Raw genomic sequence first — 15,024 nt, 5'->3', positions numbered from 1 at the left:
GGGAAGGGACGGTATAGCGCTTCCATTCCTGGCCCGAATTTTTCACACCCTCTGAGGTGTATGTCGGCGATTCAGTGCAGCGGTGTGAGCCGCAGTACCTCGGGGTCGTCGGCGTGATCGAGCAACAGCCGCCGCACGCGGTCCTGCCAGGCCTGGCCGAATGCCGTGCGTTGTGCCGCGGTGGCGGCCGGGTCGAGTGCCGCGCCCATCAATTCGCGCAGTTGCGGCGCTGGCGGTATGCGGCTCAGGTCCAGTTCGACGGACACGGCGTTGCCGTTGTCGCGACGATGGAACTGCACGGCGCTGGCGCCCCGCACTGCGGCGTAACTGAGCAGCGATTGCCGCACGAAACGTCCGCCGATGCCGTGGAAACCATTGCTGGCGGCCGCGCCGGTGATCAGCGTCAACACCTGCGCGGTAACGCCGGTGACACCTTCGTCTTCCGCCGCCGGCATGCGCACGCAGATGCCGCCGCGCTCGGCCGGCTGGTCCGGGTACAACGCGCGCAATGCTGCGCGCGCCATCAGGTAGGCACCGGCCACGGTGGGGCAGGAGTGGCCGGCCAGGCGCACGGCATCAACGTAGCCGTAGTCGATCAGGCCGTCGTCGGCGGCACCCAGCAGGGCGGCCAGCGGATCGTGCATCGCGATGCGCGGGGCTTCGTCGTAGAACGCGGGGTAATGCATCGCGGCGCTCACTCGATCGGCAGGCCGACGATGCCGAAGTCGATCACGATCGCACCGGGGTCGCGCTGGCGGTAGGTCACGGTGAGGTTTTCGCCGAGGCGGTCGTTCAATTGCGCGATCAGCGGGATCGGGTCGTGGTCGTTGATGAAGCGCATCGTCTCGCCCGAGCGCAGCACGCCGATGGCGGCGAAGATGGCCGAATGGCGGAAACGCCGGGCCACGCCGCGTGCGTCGAACGTGTGGACATTGGCTTCGGGTAGGGCGTCGATCGACATGGTGTTGATACCTCGTTGCAGGAGGTCATCAACATACGCCGCGATCCGCGCCGGGCCCCTGATCTGGATCAGCGGGGCCGCGCTTGCGGTCTACAGCTTGTATGCGCGGTGGATCGCCACGACGCCGTTGGTGAGGTTGCGCACCTCGACCTTGCCGAAGCCGGCGCGTTCCATCATCCCCTTCAGCGTTTGCTGGTCGGGGTGCTTGCGGATCGATTCGGCCAGGTACTGGTAGCTGTCGGCGTCGCCGGCAAACAGGCGGCCCAGTTTCGGCAGCACCTTGAACGAGTGGAAGTCGTAGAGCTTGTTGAACAGCTCGTTCTGCACCCGCGAGAACTCCAGCACCAGCGCTCGACCGCCGGGCTTGAGCACGCGGCAGATGTCGGCCAGCGCCTTGTCCTTGTCGGTGACGTTGCGCAGGCCGAAGGCCATGGTCACCGCGTCGAAGCTGTTGTCGGGAAACGGCAGCGCCTCGGCGTTGAGCTGCGCCCAGCGCAGGCCGGACACCAGCCCGCGGTCGGTCAGCCGGTCGCGGCCCACGCCCAGCATGGCGGCGTTGATGTCGCCCACCACCACCTCACCGTCCGCGCCCACCACAGGCTTCAGCAGCGCGGCGATGTCACCGGTGCCGCCGGCCAGGTCCAGCACGCGATCGCCACGGCGCACGCCGCTGATCGCCACGAAATGCCGCTTCCACAGCCGATGCACGCCAAACGACATCAGGTCGTTCATCAGGTCGTAACTGCGCGCCACCGAGGTGAACACCTGGCCCACCAGCTTCTGCTTGTCGCCGACGGGTACGTCGCGGAAACCGAAATGGGTGGTTGGCGTGGGAGCGGGTGTGGGCTGGTCGGTCATGGGGTGCGATGTTACAGGATGGGTTGAAGTGGTTATGGGAAAAGCGCCCCCTTCCGCCTTCGGCATCTTCCCCCGTAAACGGGGGAAGGAAGCTGGCTGTTTCGAGGAGGCCTGTGACTTCCTTCCCCCGTTTACGGGGGAAGGTGCCCGAAGGGCGGAAGGGGGGCCGCTCTTGAAGCCAGCGCTACGCCGCCTGCTCCGCCGCGTCGCCGCCCGCCGGCGGCTCCTTCTCGCCAGCGCCCTGCGTGATCTTCAGGATTGAGTGGCGCACATCGCGCGACAGGATCACCCGCGCGTCGCGCACCATGCCTTCCAGCGCGCTGTCGTAATCGAGCTTGCCGCCTTCGTCGGTCCACACGACGCGCTGCTCGCGCAGTTTCTGGATGAAGCCGCGGAACAGCGCCTTGTCGAAGAACTCCGGCGCGGACAATTCGTTGAGCAGGCCCAGCCGCTGCGCGGTGAGGGTGCAGGTGGTTTCCAGCTCGGCGCCGGTGATGGTGTGCGGGCCGTGCTTGGCCAGCGCCGCCAGGGTGATGTAGTAGCGCTCGAACGCCTGCAGCAGGCCGCGCGCGATCACTTTCAGCTGGAAGGCGCTGTCTTCCTGACCCGGGCCGCGCTCGACCGTACGGCCGTCGCTGCGCGATTCCAGCAGGCCGCGGCGGATGAAGAAGTCCAGCGTGGCTTCCAGTTGCGCCCCGAAACCGTCGCTGTCCCACGGCAGGAACAGCTCGCTCTGGATGAACGGGTAGATCAGCGTGCCCAGCCGCACCACGGTGGCGCGCGCCATGCGCCGGTTGTTGAGGAAGCAGCAGGCCACCCACGCCGCGGTGGCGGTGAGGTGCAGCACGTTGTTGCGGAAATAGCTCAGCAGCACCGCCTGCTCGCCACTGACCGTCAGCACGTCGCCCAGCGGGTGCTTGACCCGCTGGATCCAGCCCATCTGCTCGCCGTAGGCGATGATCCCGGCGGGGTTCATCGGGGTTAGCGTGACGCGGTCGGAGTAGGGCAGTTCCTCCAGCAGCGCCTTGCTCAGTTCCAGTTGTGCCAGCAGGTCGCTCTCGGCCATCGCGTGCTTGGGCGTGGCCAGCAGCACCAGCGCCAGCAGGTTGATCGGGTTGACGTCGGCGGCGCGGTTGATGTTGACCTGGATGCGCTCGGCCACCTGGTCGACCACGTCGTTGAGCCATTCGGGGCGGGCGTCCGGGTCGCCGCTGGCGGCGCGCCAGTCGGTGCCGGTGGCGTCCAGCAATGGGTTCAGTTCGATCGGCTCGCCGAAGTTCAGCGCCACGTGGCCGTAGCGCTGGCGCAGCACCTTCAGGCCGCGCAGGAGGCCCAGCAGGGATTCCTTCTCCTTCGGCTTGCCGCTGAGTTCGCCGGCGTAGGCGTTGCCTTCCATCAGCTTTTCGTAGCCGATGTAGACCGGCTGGAACAGCACCGGCCGGCGCGGCGCGCGCAGGAAGGCGCGTATGGTCATCACCAGCATGCCCGCGCGCGGCGCCAGCAGGCGGCCGGTACGCGAGCGGCCGCCTTCGATGAAATATTCCATCGGCACGCCGCGGTCGATCAACTGCGCCAGGTATTCGTTGAACACCACCGAATACAGCGCATTGCCCTTGAAGCTGCGGCGCATGAAGAACGCGCCGCCGCGGCGCAGGATCGGCCCGATCACCGGCAGGTTGAGGTTCACGCCCGCGGCGATGTGCGGCACCACCACGCCGGACACGTGCAACTGGTAGCTCAGCAGCAGGTAATCGGCGTGGCTGCGGTGGCAGGGCACGTAGATCACTTCGTGGCCGGGCGCCACCGCGCGCGCCTTGTCGAAGTGGTGCATGGCAATGCCGTCGTACAACTTGTTCCAGAAGCTGGACAGCACGAACGACGCCGAGCGCACCACCGGGTGCGAGTAGTCGGCGGCGATCTCCAGCAGCATCTTGTGCGCCTTGCGCCAGGCCTTGGCGTGGCTGATTTTTTCCTTGGCGGCGCTGGCGGCGATCGCCGCGCGCACCGGCTCGGCATTGAGTACCGAATCGACCACGGTGCGCCGGTGCGACAGGTCCGGCCCCACCACGGCGGTGCGGATGCGGCGGAAATGGGTACGCAACACGCGGGCGATCTTGCGCGCGAAACGCTCCGGCGCGATGTCGCCCGATTCGTCCAGTACCTTGCGCAGCGACACCGGCGCGGAAAACTGCACCACCGTGTCGCGGCCATTCAACAGCAGTGCCAGCAGCCGGCGGAAACTGCCGACCATCACCCAGTTTTCCGAAAACAGCACGCGGAACCAGCCGGTGTCGCGGTTGGGCGCGCGGCCCACGTAGATCGATACCGGCACGATCTGGATGTCACGCTCGGGGAAGCCCTCCAGCGAGTGCACCAGCTGGCCCAGTGGTTCGTTCGGCGTGCGGCTGCGGATGCGGCCGAAGATCCAGCCGTCGCGGCGCGCCAGCGCAAACACCGAGCGCCGCCGGCGGGTGCCGGCCAGCGGCTGCATCGGGCTGGGCAGGCCTGCCTCGCGGCAGGCGCGCTGCAGGATCAGGGCGTCGGAAAAGCCGTCGCGCTCGATCGCGTAGCAGACGGGCACGCCCGCCTGCAGCAAGGTCGCCGGTTCGGCCGGGTCGCGGCGGATGCGCACCCAGGACTGCAACAACTGCCCGGCCAGGGTGAACCACCAGGGTGCACGGCTGCGCGGGGCGTCCGCGTTTGAATGATTTGGCATCCGCCTATTCTAAACGGTTGCGCCGATCAGTCCGTGTGAGCGGTGCTGCCGGCCGGTGCCGGCTCGGCGGTTGCCGCGTTGTCTTCGTGCTGCTGGTGCGACTGGCGGGCGTTCTTCAGCATGCTTTCGCTATACCAGCGGCCGTCGACCTCGACCATCGCGGTTTCGGTGGAGAGCGGCTTGCCCAGCAGGGTGTAGTCGATCTTCACCTTCGCGTGGCCGTCCTTGTTCTCCAGCTCGCTGAGCTTGATCGAATCGAGCGTGTCATCCACCGACAGGCCGTAGATGGCCAGCAACTGCTTGGCGCCGGCATAGCCCACCGCGTATTTCTTCATGGCGGTGTCGAAATCCATCGCGCGCAGCGCTTCCGGGCTTTTCAGGTCGAGCTGGCGCACGGTGGTGACGGCCACGTGCACGGCCTGTTTCGCCTTGGCCTGGTCGAACCATGGGGTCTTCTGCGCCCACGGCGCCAGCACGTCGACCACCGCATTGGCCTGGGTCTTCTGCTGCGCATCCAGCGTGGTGTTCTGCGCAATGCCGCGCTTGACCAGGGCGTCGCCCATGCTGATCAGCACCGGCAACTGATCCTTGTACTGCTGCTCCATCTGGGTCAGCTTGGGCTCCAGCTCGGCGTACAGCTTTTGCTCGGCATCGGGCGCGGTGAATTTCTGCAGTGTCTCGTTGAAACGGGCGCGGTCCTGCTCGGTGATCGGCGGCTGGTTGGGGTCGCGCTTGCTCCAGTCGGCGCGCAGCGTGGCGTAATCCGCCGGCGGCAGCGCGTGCTTCCACAGGCCGGCAAGGTCGCCCTTCTTCAGCAGCTCGACCGAACTCTGCACGGAAGCTACCGGCGTGCTGCCGCCGGGCTGGGTCGGATCGTCCTTGCCATGGCAGCCGGCCAGGACGAACGCGGCCAGCAGCGGCAGCAGGGCGTGACGAACAAGGGTGATGCGCATGGGCGGATTCTCGCGGTGGGTGGCAGCAGGGCGAAACGCCGGTGCGCGCCGTGACCGGGCAGGTTAAGGGCCGGCGCGATGCGGAACAAGGGCGAGGAGCCGGTTTCAGGCAGCCCACAAAAAGAAAACCCCGCGGGCTGGAGCCTCACGGGGAAATCCGGCAAAACCGGATGGGAAACGGCCTCGTCTGCAAACTCGCGGTGAGCAGGATCGGCAAGGCGGATATTACTTTGGTGTGAAAGTTAAGGCAACACCTATCTATTGTTACGTAACATGTTGATTTTGATTGACGTGTTCGATCAGTAGCGCAGCGCCTCGATTTTCTGCCGCCGACGCTGCTGTCGCGGAGCGCTCCATTGGTCGTGGAAAAGCGCCGATTCCCACGCGCCGTAGGTGGCGTTGGGCAGCACGAACCAGCGGGTGCCGATCCACGGCAGGTAGCGGGCCATGGCCTGTGGCCGCGCGGCTCGGTCGGTGGGGAAGTCGGCGAAATCGCCGAGCTGGTCGCCCAACTGCATCAGCACCCGGTAATGCCGGCTCACCTGTTGGCGGCGGCAGCTCTTGTCGCTGCCCACCTGGGTGCATCCAGCCACCACCGTGCCCAGGCCCAGGAACGCGTCCGGCCCGGAAACCGGCAGGCCGACCTTGCGCAGGTTGGCCAGCGTCACCTGGTCCAGCTCGCGGCTGCGGTTGGAAATGTAGATCACCGCGATGCCATGGCTGGCGGCGAACTTCGTGAACGCGACCGCACCCGGCAACGCGCGGGCGCTCTCCTCACGGCACCAGGCTTGCCAGCTTGCCTCGTCGTACTCCTTGCCGCTGCGCACCAGGCGCGCCGCGTAGGGCGAGTTGTCCAGCACCGTCTCGTCGATATCCAGCACCACGGCGGGCGGCAGTTGCGCCAGCGGCGCGACCCGGTCGGAACTCGCCAGTGCATCCCACTGCGGGTCGTTCAGGGCGGTCAGCAACTGCGATTGCGCATCGCGATAGGTCTGCAGGTAGATCAGGTCGTGCTCGATGGCCGTCTGGCTCCACGCCACCGCGTTGAGGTTGTCATCGGCCGGCACCGTGGCCGTCGGCACCGGTACGCTGGCGCAACCGGCCAGCAGGGCAAACGCGAGCAAGCCGGCGGGGAGACGAAGAGTCATGGCGTTCCTGAAGCGTGGAGTGAAGCCGCCATGATCGCCGAACCGGTGGGTGCGAAACATCGGCCGATCGGCATGCATCGGTCCGCCAGGCGGAGCCCGTCCAGGCATTACACTGGCCGCCCCACCTCGCAGTGATATGCATGGATCCCGCGTCGTCCTTCCCCTCGCCGCCCGTCTGGCGCCCACCGTCCCCGATGTTGCGCAAGATCAGTTACGTGCTGGCCGCGATCGCGCTGCTGCTGGTGGTGGAGTTGCACCTGCTGCCCGCGCTGCTGGGTGGCTTGCTGGTGTTCGAGCTGGTGCAGTCGATGACGCCGCTGCTGGGCCGGCGCATCTCCGGCGACCGCGCCCGCGTGGTGGTGGTGGCCCTGCTGGGTGCGCTGGTGGTGGGGCTTTTGCTGCTGCTGATCCTGGGCGCCATCAGCTTTTTCCGCGCCGAGATCGGCAACCCCGAGCTGCTGTGGCAACAGCAGCTGATGCCGCTGGTGCAGAAGGCCCGCCAGCAACTGCCCGCGGTGCTGATCAACCACCTGCCCGACAGCGTCGACGACCTGCGGGTCAGCGTGATGGAGCTGACCCACCGGCACGCTGGCACCCTGCGTCTGGCCGGCAAGGAGGCGGCGCATACCTTCGTGCATGTGCTGATCGGCCTGGTGCTGGGCGCCATCATCGCGCTCAGCCGCACCCGGCCGGCGCATCAGGTCGGGCCGCTGGTTGCCGCACTGAGCCTGCGCTGCCGCCGCCTGGCCGACGCGTTTCACAACATCGTGTTCGCTCAGGTCAAGATCTCGCTGATCAACACCGTGTTCACCGCGGTCTTCCTGCTGGGCGTGATGCCGTTGTTCGGCGTGCACGTGCCGCTGGCCAAGACGCTGGTGGTGGTGACCTTCATCGTCGGCCTGCTGCCGGTGGTCGGCAACTTGATCTCCAACACCGCCATCACCATCGCCGGGTTGTCGGTATCGTTGGGCGTGGGCCTGGCGGCGCTGGTCTTCCTGATCCTGGTTCACAAGCTGGAATACTTCCTCAACGCCCGCATCGTGGGCACCCAGATCCGCGCCCGCGCCTGGGAGCTGCTGGTGGCGATGCTGGTGATGGAAGCGGCCTTCGGCCTGCCCGGCGTCATCGCCGCGCCGATCTACTACGCGTACCTGAAAAGCGAGCTTGAGGCGGAGAAGTTGCTGTAACGCTGCGGATCGCGGAAATCCACTGGCGAACCGTCCTGATACCCATCGCCTCGGCGACATCGCCACCCCAGGCTGGCGCGGCTGGAAGACGGTTTATGTATTGAGCAACGTGGTGGGCAACGTCGTGCGCATGCCTGGGCTGGGTAGGGCGCTGATCCCGATCAGGCTTGCATTGATCCTTATGGGACAGAGCGCAATCCGAGGTGCGGGCATACATAATTCAATTGGCATGTCTTCGAAGGAAGCTTGCAGAACTTGCCGATTGCGATGAGTGCAAGAAAACCGTCGAAAAAAGCTATCGATATCTAGTAAGCGAGGCTGGCGGGTTAGGAAAACTGGCTCAAAATCCACCTCTCCTAGAATGACGTCTTGCGCTCTTTTTATGATCCTCTGTTTTACGCCGTGCCTTGACGCGACCGCCGCGAAATTTCTGGTGGAAGAGCAAATCGAATCAGAGCCGTCAAAAAGTCTCTTTACCTTGATTTGGCTGTCTGGAATTGTTCGCGACGGCCCGTGGCCCCGCAATTGGCGGATATGCCATGGGCCGAAAATGCTATCGGCCTCGTTGTGTATGCAGCTGGCCCTCGGGGTGGGCAGCCTCTTGTGGAAGCAGGGCCGATTTCCAACTTTCCAATCAAAGAGGTGAAAATTCCACCCAGGGGTTCGGTTTCAGGGACAATCAATATTTCAAGGCTGTTCCCTGCATTGTCCCGCTATTCCAGGTATGACGACCTCATGCTTTTCCGGGGTTACAATAGGATCGTCCCGGTGGACGATGCGTCCGACCGTAGTGAGATGGACTCGGAAGTAGGCGACAATCAGCAAATGTTACGATGCTAGGCCTGACTCCTAGATTCATCTAGACCTGCCCCTTGATGCACGTGAATCGCGCACTTTTCACGGCAGCGGGACACAAGCTACGATGGGACACTCCACGTCTTACGGTACGTCTCCATGAAGACCTCCCTCTCCATCTCTGTGGTCGGTTTAATCGCGGCCCTGTCGCTCATCGCCGCTCAAGACATTAATGCTCAAAAAGCACCTGGCTCCGCGGACAAACCGCAGTCGACAATTCCAGCAGTGAGAGCCAAGACTGTGTTGAATCCGGATCTGAGTAAGAGACCGGTAATCGTCATGGAGGATCCTGTCATCAAGGATTTGAAGGCGCATATTGCTGCGCTCGAAAAGCGCAGTGCCGCCGCCGAGGAGCGCACGGCAGCGCTGGAGAAGCGTCTTGCGCTGCTTGAGCCTTCCGCCTACAAGGTAATCAGAGAGTTCCCCGGTCACACCCATCCGTACAAGATAAGAACCTGGGGTCAGACCACCGCAGCCAATATCTACATGCACGGAAAGGCGGGCGTTTATGTACCGATTCCTACGGTAGATAAAGGTGGGACGAAAACCCTCCAAACTCAGCCGCCGAAGCTGGATTAAGAGCGCGGGCAGATTCTGGTTGCATTTTGTGCGCTCTATTTCCCGCTTGAGCGAGCGGGATTCGGCTGCGAATAAAGGCGCCTGGCGCCTTGCTTCCCCCTGCAGTGGCGATCGCCGCGTCTCTGCGTCTCTGAAAAGTGAGTTGGAGGAGAAGGCCTCATCTGACCGTCCACTCGCAGGTGATGATCTACCCGGTCCCGCTATTCCCTGTGCCCCAAAAGCATCGCCTGCGAGCGGGCTCCTGCCCGGGGAAGGCGGCTTCTGCGCTGTTTTACCCGCCCGCCAACATCGCCTTGATCTTCGCCATGTGCGATTCGGCGGTTTCGCGGGTGATTTCCTTGTCCGCTTCTGGGTCCTTGCCCTGCCAGTGCAGGTCGTCCTGCGGCAGTTCGTGCAGGAAGCGGCTGGGCTGGTTGCGGTGGATATCGCCCCAGCGTTTGGTCTGCGCGCACCACGACAGGGTCAGCAATTCCTTGGCGCGGGTGATGCCCACGTACATCAGGCGGCGTTCCTCGTCGGTGCGGCCTTCGTCGATGGCGCCTTCGTGGGGCAGGGTGCCATCCTCACAGCCCACGATGAAGACGAAGCGGAATTCCAGCCCCTTGGCCGCGTGCAGCGTCATCATGCGCACGGCATTGCCCGGCTCGTCGCGGTCAGCATGGCTGAGCAGGGCCAGTTGCGAGGCCAGGTCGCCGGCGGTGTTGCCACCCTTCTGCATCGCGCGGAACCAGTCGGCCAGCTCCTTGAGGTTGCCCAGCTTGCGTTCGCGCACGGCCGCGTCGGGCGTGCTGGCGGCGATCTGGGCGGCGTAGCCGGTGCGTTTCAGGATGCGTTCCACCAGGTCGGCGGCGCTTTCATGCAACGAGGCGCTGCGCAGTTCGTCGAGCAGGGTGGCGAACGAGGCCAGCGCCGCGGCCGGGCGCGGCGTGAGCTGGCGCAGCACGCTGTCGCTGCGGGTGGCGTCGAGCAGGGACGAGTGGCGCGATTGCGCGAACTGGCCCAGCTTCTCCAGCGTGGTGGCGCCGATCTCGCGTTTGGGCACGTTGACCACGCGCAGGAAGGCCGCGTCGTCGCTGGGGTTGGTCAGCAGGCGCAGGTAGCACAGCAGGTCCTTCACCTCGGCGCGGTCGAGGAAGCTCAGCGCGCCGGTGAGGTGGTACGGGATGCGCGCCAGGCGCAGCGCCTTTTCCAGCGGACGTGCCTGGAAATTGCCGCGATACAGGATCGCCATGTCCTCCCAGCGCGCCTTGTGTTTCTCGGCCAGCGTGGTGGCGACCGCGGCGATGCGCTCGGCCTCGTGCTCGGCTTCCTTGCATTCCAGCACGCGGATGGGCGCACCCTCCGGGTGCTCGCTCCACAGTTTCTTTTCGTGCAGGTGTGGGTTGTTGGCGATCAGCTTGTTCGCCGCGCGCAGGATGCGCTTACCGCAGCGGTAGTTCTGTTCCAGCTTGATCACGCGCAGGTTGGGCCAGTCGCGGCCGAGCTGATCGATGTTTTCCGGGTTCGCGCCGCGCCAGGCATAGATCGACTGGTCGTCGTCGCCCACGCAGGTGATGCCGCCGCGCTCGCCGGTCAACGCCTTCAGCAGCCGGTATTGCGCGTCGTTGGTGTCCTGGTATTCGTCCACCAGCAGGTAGCGCAGGCGCTCGCGCCAGGCGTCGCGGCATTCGGCGTCGCTTTCCAGGATGCGTAGCGGCAGCCGGATCAGGTCGTCGAAATCGACCGCGTTGAAGGCCGCCAGGCGCTGCTGGTACAGATCGTAGATCGTGGCCGCTTCCAGCTCGCGCGGGCTGCGTGCGGCGGCCAGCGCTTCCTCCGGCGACAGGCCGCCGTTCTTGGCCCGGCTGAGCAGATTGCGTATGCCGAACAGCACATCGTTCTTGACGCCCTTGGGCGCCAGCTCCTTCACGATGCCGCCGCTGTCGTCCGCGTCCAGTACCGAGAAGCCGCGGCGCAGGCCGGCGCGCTCGTGCTCGATCTGCAGGAATTTAAGCCCCAGCGCGTGGAACGTGCTGACCGTGAGCGCGGCCGCATCGTCGGCGCTTACCAGCTTGCCCACGCGCTCGCGCATCTCGCGCGCCGCCTTGTTGGTGAAGGTGATCGCGGCGATACGCGACGGCGCCAGCCGCTTGCGCTGGATCAGGTAGGCGATTTTCTGGGTGATCACCGAGGTCTTGCCGGAGCCCGCGCCGGCGAGGACGAGCAGCGGCGTGTCGCAATGTTCGACGGCGGCCTGTTGTTGCGGGTTGAGCATGGATCGAGGCAGCCGGGGCGATGGATCGGTGGGCGACCGATGGTAGCAGAGGCGTCCATGCGATCTGGGCGGGCCGCGGACGCTTGGGCATAATCACCCGCTGGCGGCCATGCCGCGACCGACAATCCACAGGGGGAAAACGCATGACGGCTCAGGCACAGGACGGGCACGCACACGACACACAGGCAGCGGATGCCGATGAGCAATGCGACGTGGTGGTGATCGGCGGCGGGCCGGGCGGCAGCACCGCGGCGGCCTTGCTGGCGCGGCGCGGCTACAAGGTGGTGGCGCTGGAGAAGGATCATCACCCGCGTTTCCATATCGGCGAGTCGCTGCTACCGATGAACCTGCCGGTGTTCGAGCGCCTGGGCGTGCTGGAAAAAGTGCGCGCGATGGGCCTGTTCAAGGCCGGCGCGGATTTCGAGGCGGACAACGAGCGCGGCTACAACACCTACGCGTTCAACCGGGCGATCGGCAACAGTCCGCCACACGCGTTCCAGGTATGGCGGCAGGATTTCGACAAGATGCTCTACGAGCACGCCCGCGAGTGCGGCGCCGATGCGCGCGAAGGCCATGAGGTGAAGCAGGTTGAGCAGGCCGGACCGCGTGACTCCCTGCTCGACGTGGGCACCGACCAGGGCGAGAGCTACCGCCTGCGCGCCCGCTACGTGGTGGACGCCAGTGGCCGCGACGCGTTCTTCGCCAGCCGCAAGAAGCTGCGGCGCAAGAATGCCGCCCACCAGAGCGCGGCCATCTTCGGCCACTTCCGCGGCGCGCAGACGCGCGAGGGCGCGGACGCGGGCAATATCAGCATCTACAACTTCGATTACGGCTGGATGTGGATGATCCCGCTGCCGAACGGCAGCATGAGCGTGGGTGCGGTGGCGCGGCCGGAATACCTGAAGCAGCGCAAGGGCAGCCCCCGCGAATTCTTGCTGCAGACGCTGCAGCAGGTGCCGGCGCTGTGGCAGCGGCTGCAGCAGGCGGAGTTGATCGGCGACGAAGTGCGCGTCACCGGCAACTATTCCTACGACGCCACCGCGATGGGCGGGTCGGGCTGGATCCTGGTGGGCGATGCGTTCGCGTTTCTCGACCCGGTGTTTTCCTCCGGCGTGTACCTGGCCATGAGCGGCGCGGAAAAGGCAGTCGAGGTGGTCGACCAGGCGCTGCGCGACCCCACCTGCGAAATGGTGCTGATGCGCAAGCTGGAAAAGCGCCAGCGCGCGGCGATGAAGCGCTTCGCGTTCTTCATCTACCGTTTCAACGGCCCGGTGATGCAGCAGATGTTTCGCCAGCCGCGCAACATCTGGCAGCTGGAGCAGGGCGTGATCTCGATGCTGGCCGGCGACTTGTTCGACATGCCGCTGGTGCTGCGCAAACTGCGGCTGTTCAAGCTGGTGTATGCCGTCTACACGCTGCGCGACTGGCGCCGGGCGCGGCGCGAGCGCAAATACCGCCTGGCGCAGGCGCGGCTGCAATTTACCGGTGGCACCACGCCGCTGGATCCGGCCTGAGGGCCGCGCTCAGTCGCCCAGGTTTTCGATGAACACCGCGCACAGCGCCTGCATGCCGGCGCGGTCGTCCTCGTCGAAGCGCCGCGTATGCGGGCTGTCCACGTCCCATACGCCAAGCAACCGGCCATCGGGTCGAACCAGCGGCACCACGATTTCCGATTGCGAGGCGGCATCGCAGGCGATATGGCCGTCGAAGGCGTTCACGTCGGCCACCAACTGGGTTTCCCGTGTCTGCGCGGCGGTGCCGCAGACGCCGCGGCCCAGCGCGATGCGGATGCAGGCCGGCTTGCCCTGGAACGGCCCCACCACCAGCTCGTTGCCGTCGTACAGATAGAAGCCGGCCCAGTTGATGTCGGGCAGGCTGTGGTAGACCAGTGCGCTGAAATTCGCCGCGTTGGCGATCAGGTCGCGCTCGCCGGCGAGCAGGCCGCGCGCCTGCGACACCAGGTCGTCGTAATGCTCGCGCTTGCTGGCATAGGTGTGTGGTTTCAGTTCGAACATGCGACGCGTCCGGCGGCAAAGCTCGTATTATGCGCCGAGCCATCGTGGCGGGAGGGAGCATGAGTCTGATCGGGCAACGCGAAGGAATCGAGGCCGGGCGGCTTGATGCGTTCGTGGACGGCGCTTTCGCGTTCACGCTTACCTTGCTGCTGATTGGCGGCAGTTCCATCCCCGACAGCACCGACAAACTGCTGCTGATGCTGGGCGGCATTCCCGCTTTCGCGGTGTGCTTCTTCCACATCGCGTTCTTCTGGCATGGTCACGTGCGCTGGCGCCGACGCTGCCATGAAGCCACCACCACCGGCCGGTGGCTGTCGTTGCTGCTGGTGTTTTTCGCGATGATCTTCGTGTACCCGTTGCACATGGTGTTTGCGGGACTGTTCAACGGCTTGAGCGCGGGCCGCCTGCCCAGCGACTTCCACCTCGTCGGCGGCGCCGCCGACATGCGCACGTTGTTCGCCTGCTACGGCCTGGCCTATGCCTGCATGGCCGGCACGCTGACGGCGCTGTTCGGGCATGCAGCGCGTCGCGCGGGCAGGGCGGGCTTCGACACGCTGGGCGCGCGCCGCGAGATGCGCGTGTGGAGCGTGCCGGCCGTGATCGGGCTGGCGTCCGCCCTTGTGGCGCTGCTGCTGCCGCTGTCGGCGCCGGGCTGGATGTGGGCGCTGCCCGGCTTCATGTATGCGCTGTTGTTCCTGATCGGCCCGGTGGTGAGCCGTTTCAACCGGCGCTACGGGCAAGCAGCATGAGCGCCGTCTTCATCGCGGGCACCGATACCGGCATCGGCAAGACCCACAGCTCCTGCACCCTGCTGCATGCGCTGCGCGCCGCCGGCCTGGTGGCGTGCGGCATGAAACCCGTGGCCAGCGGCTGCGAGGAAACACCCGACGGCCTGCGCAACGAGGATGCGCTGGCGCTGCAGGCGGCCAGCAGCGCGCCGTTGCCGTATGCGGTGATCAACCCGTTCTCGATGCGCGACCCGTTGTCGCCGCACCTGGCGGCCGCCCACGATGGCGTGCTGATCTCGATGCCGCCGCTGCGCGCCGCGTTCGAGCAACTGGAACGCACGCACGACTGCGTGGTGGTGGAAGGCGTGGGCGGCTGGATGGTGCCGCTGGCGCCCGGGCTATCCGCCGCGGACATTCCACGGCAGTGGCAGTTGCCGGTGATCCTGGTGGTGGGCTTGCGACTGGGTTGCCTCAACCATGCGCAGTTGAGCGCGCGGGCGATCGTCGCCGATGGTTGCCGGCTGATCGGCTGGATCGGCAACCGGATCGACCCGGCGATGGATGCGCTGGACGAAAACCTGGCCACCCTGCGCGAGCTGTTGCCTGCGCCTTGCCTCGGCGTGCTGCCGCATGGCGTCGTGCCGGCGCTGGCCGCTGCGCAACTGACTGCCGCCGTCGCCGCGGTGCAGGACGCCAACCGGATGGCGGCCGCGTAACGACCTTTCCAGCGCTGCGGTCGCGCATTTCACGCGCCGCCGTCAGGCGCGCTT

Annotated in this window: 13 protein-coding genes; 5 read left to right on the top strand and 8 right to left on the bottom strand. The window is 65.9% G+C overall.

The genetic code is table 11. The annotated features are described in order from the left end of the window. Positions 1-71: 71 nt before the first annotated feature. The 6 genes from ASD22_RS10350 to ASD22_RS10325 all read right to left on the bottom strand — a co-directional run bounded on the left by ASD22_RS10350 (position 72) and on the right by ASD22_RS10325 (position 6,636). Entirely contained in the window at positions 72-686 is a 615-nt protein-coding gene (locus ASD22_RS10350; protein ID WP_056084156.1) for an FmdE family protein, read from the bottom strand. 8 nt (positions 687-694) lie between these two features. Further along, positions 695-961, bottom strand: coding sequence for a DUF2249 domain-containing protein (locus ASD22_RS10345; RefSeq protein WP_056082698.1), 267 nt, complete (start codon positions 959-961; stop codon positions 695-697). Between the two features lie 90 nt (positions 962-1,051). After that, complete coding sequence (ubiE, locus tag ASD22_RS10340) at positions 1,052-1,819, bottom strand: bifunctional demethylmenaquinone methyltransferase/2-methoxy-6-polyprenyl-1,4-benzoquinol methylase UbiE (RefSeq protein WP_056082695.1); 768 nt, start codon at positions 1,817-1,819, stop codon at positions 1,052-1,054. 184 nt (positions 1,820-2,003) lie between these two features. Further along, positions 2,004-4,535: a glycerol-3-phosphate 1-O-acyltransferase PlsB gene (gene plsB / locus ASD22_RS10335; protein ID WP_056082692.1), complete on the bottom strand. Its 2,532-nt coding sequence runs from the start codon at positions 4,533-4,535 to the stop codon at positions 2,004-2,006. A 26-nt stretch (positions 4,536-4,561) separates the two neighbouring features. Beyond that, positions 4,562-5,488, bottom strand: a complete 927-nt coding sequence (locus ASD22_RS10330; RefSeq protein ID WP_056082690.1) for a hypothetical protein — start codon at positions 5,486-5,488, stop codon at positions 4,562-4,564. A gap of 299 nt (positions 5,489-5,787) precedes the next feature. Continuing rightward, positions 5,788-6,636 (bottom strand): HAD family acid phosphatase, encoded by an 849-nt coding sequence (locus ASD22_RS10325; RefSeq protein ID WP_056084153.1) that lies wholly within the window; start codon positions 6,634-6,636, stop codon positions 5,788-5,790. Positions 6,637-6,830: 194 nt separating this feature from the next. On the opposite strand from ASD22_RS10325, the gene ASD22_RS10320 reads away from it, so the two are divergent. Together ASD22_RS10320 and ASD22_RS16705 are read left to right on the top strand one after the other, a co-directional pair. Then, the gene (locus ASD22_RS10320; protein WP_056082688.1) at positions 6,831-7,823 is read left to right on the top strand and encodes an AI-2E family transporter; all 993 of its coding nucleotides are present in this window, start codon (positions 6,831-6,833) and stop codon (positions 7,821-7,823) included. A gap of 954 nt (positions 7,824-8,777) precedes the next feature. Next, positions 8,778-9,257, top strand: a complete 480-nt coding sequence (locus tag ASD22_RS16705) for a hypothetical protein (RefSeq protein WP_156458987.1) — start codon at positions 8,778-8,780, stop codon at positions 9,255-9,257. A 271-nt stretch (positions 9,258-9,528) separates the two neighbouring features. Here the strand turns inward: ASD22_RS16705 and ASD22_RS10310 are convergent, their stop codons facing one another. Then, on the bottom strand, positions 9,529-11,511 hold the full coding sequence (locus ASD22_RS10310; protein WP_056082683.1) for a UvrD-helicase domain-containing protein: 1,983 nt from the start codon (positions 11,509-11,511) through the stop codon (positions 9,529-9,531). Between the two features lie 143 nt (positions 11,512-11,654). Here ASD22_RS10310 and ASD22_RS10305 point away from each other — a divergent pair, with 143 nt between their 5' ends. Next, positions 11,655-13,025, top strand: coding sequence for an NAD(P)/FAD-dependent oxidoreductase (locus tag ASD22_RS10305; protein WP_082520212.1), 1,371 nt, complete (start codon positions 11,655-11,657; stop codon positions 13,023-13,025). Between the two features lie 9 nt (positions 13,026-13,034). Here ASD22_RS10305 and ASD22_RS10300 read toward each other — a convergent pair whose 3' ends face one another. Beyond that, positions 13,035-13,526 carry a GAF domain-containing protein gene (locus ASD22_RS10300; RefSeq protein ID WP_056082680.1) on the bottom strand — a complete coding sequence of 164 codons (492 nt, stop codon included), beginning with the start codon at positions 13,524-13,526 and terminating at the stop codon, positions 13,035-13,037. Between the two features lie 59 nt (positions 13,527-13,585). On the opposite strand from ASD22_RS10300, the gene ASD22_RS10295 reads away from it, so the two are divergent. Both ASD22_RS10295 and bioD read left to right on the top strand, forming a co-directional pair. Then, on the top strand, positions 13,586-14,275 hold the full coding sequence (locus ASD22_RS10295; RefSeq protein ID WP_056082677.1) for a TMEM175 family protein: 690 nt from the start codon (positions 13,586-13,588) through the stop codon (positions 14,273-14,275). Further along, positions 14,272-14,970 carry a dethiobiotin synthase gene (gene bioD, locus ASD22_RS10290; protein WP_056082673.1) on the top strand — a complete coding sequence of 233 codons (699 nt, stop codon included), beginning with the start codon at positions 14,272-14,274 and terminating at the stop codon, positions 14,968-14,970. The genes ASD22_RS10295 and bioD overlap by 4 nt, the downstream gene beginning before the upstream one ends. Positions 14,971-15,024 lie beyond the last annotated feature (54 nt).

The organism is Rhodanobacter sp. Root480 (assembly GCF_001426645.1).
Classification (GTDB): domain Bacteria; phylum Pseudomonadota; class Gammaproteobacteria; order Xanthomonadales; family Rhodanobacteraceae; genus Rhodanobacter; species Rhodanobacter ginsenosidimutans.
The sequence above is the reverse complement of the archived record's forward strand: the minus strand, read 5'-3'. Positions and strand labels throughout refer to the sequence as shown.

Excerpts from the sequence above, each read along its gene's own strand:
- ASD22_RS10350 (WP_056084156.1), bottom strand. The coding sequence starts at position 686 with ATGCATTACCCCGCGTTCTACGACGAAGCCCCGCGCATCGCGATGCAC.
- ASD22_RS10345 (WP_056082698.1), bottom strand. The coding sequence starts at position 961 with ATGTCGATCGACGCCCTACCCGAAGCCAATGTCCACACGTTCGACGCA.
- ubiE (WP_056082695.1), bottom strand. The coding sequence starts at position 1,819 with ATGACCGACCAGCCCACACCCGCTCCCACGCCAACCACCCATTTCGGT.
- plsB (WP_056082692.1), bottom strand. The coding sequence starts at position 4,535 with ATGCCAAATCATTCAAACGCGGACGCCCCGCGCAGCCGTGCACCCTGG.
- ASD22_RS10330 (WP_056082690.1), bottom strand. The coding sequence starts at position 5,488 with ATGCGCATCACCCTTGTTCGTCACGCCCTGCTGCCGCTGCTGGCCGCG.
- ASD22_RS10325 (WP_056084153.1), bottom strand. The coding sequence starts at position 6,636 with ATGACTCTTCGTCTCCCCGCCGGCTTGCTCGCGTTTGCCCTGCTGGCC.
- ASD22_RS10320 (WP_056082688.1), top strand. The coding sequence starts at position 6,831 with ATGTTGCGCAAGATCAGTTACGTGCTGGCCGCGATCGCGCTGCTGCTG.
- ASD22_RS16705 (WP_156458987.1), top strand. The coding sequence starts at position 8,778 with ATGAAGACCTCCCTCTCCATCTCTGTGGTCGGTTTAATCGCGGCCCTG.
- ASD22_RS10310 (WP_056082683.1), bottom strand. The coding sequence starts at position 11,511 with ATGCTCAACCCGCAACAACAGGCCGCCGTCGAACATTGCGACACGCCG.
- ASD22_RS10305 (WP_082520212.1), top strand. The coding sequence starts at position 11,655 with ATGACGGCTCAGGCACAGGACGGGCACGCACACGACACACAGGCAGCG.
- ASD22_RS10300 (WP_056082680.1), bottom strand. The coding sequence starts at position 13,526 with ATGTTCGAACTGAAACCACACACCTATGCCAGCAAGCGCGAGCATTAC.
- ASD22_RS10295 (WP_056082677.1), top strand. The coding sequence starts at position 13,586 with ATGAGTCTGATCGGGCAACGCGAAGGAATCGAGGCCGGGCGGCTTGAT.
- bioD (WP_056082673.1), top strand. The coding sequence starts at position 14,272 with ATGAGCGCCGTCTTCATCGCGGGCACCGATACCGGCATCGGCAAGACC.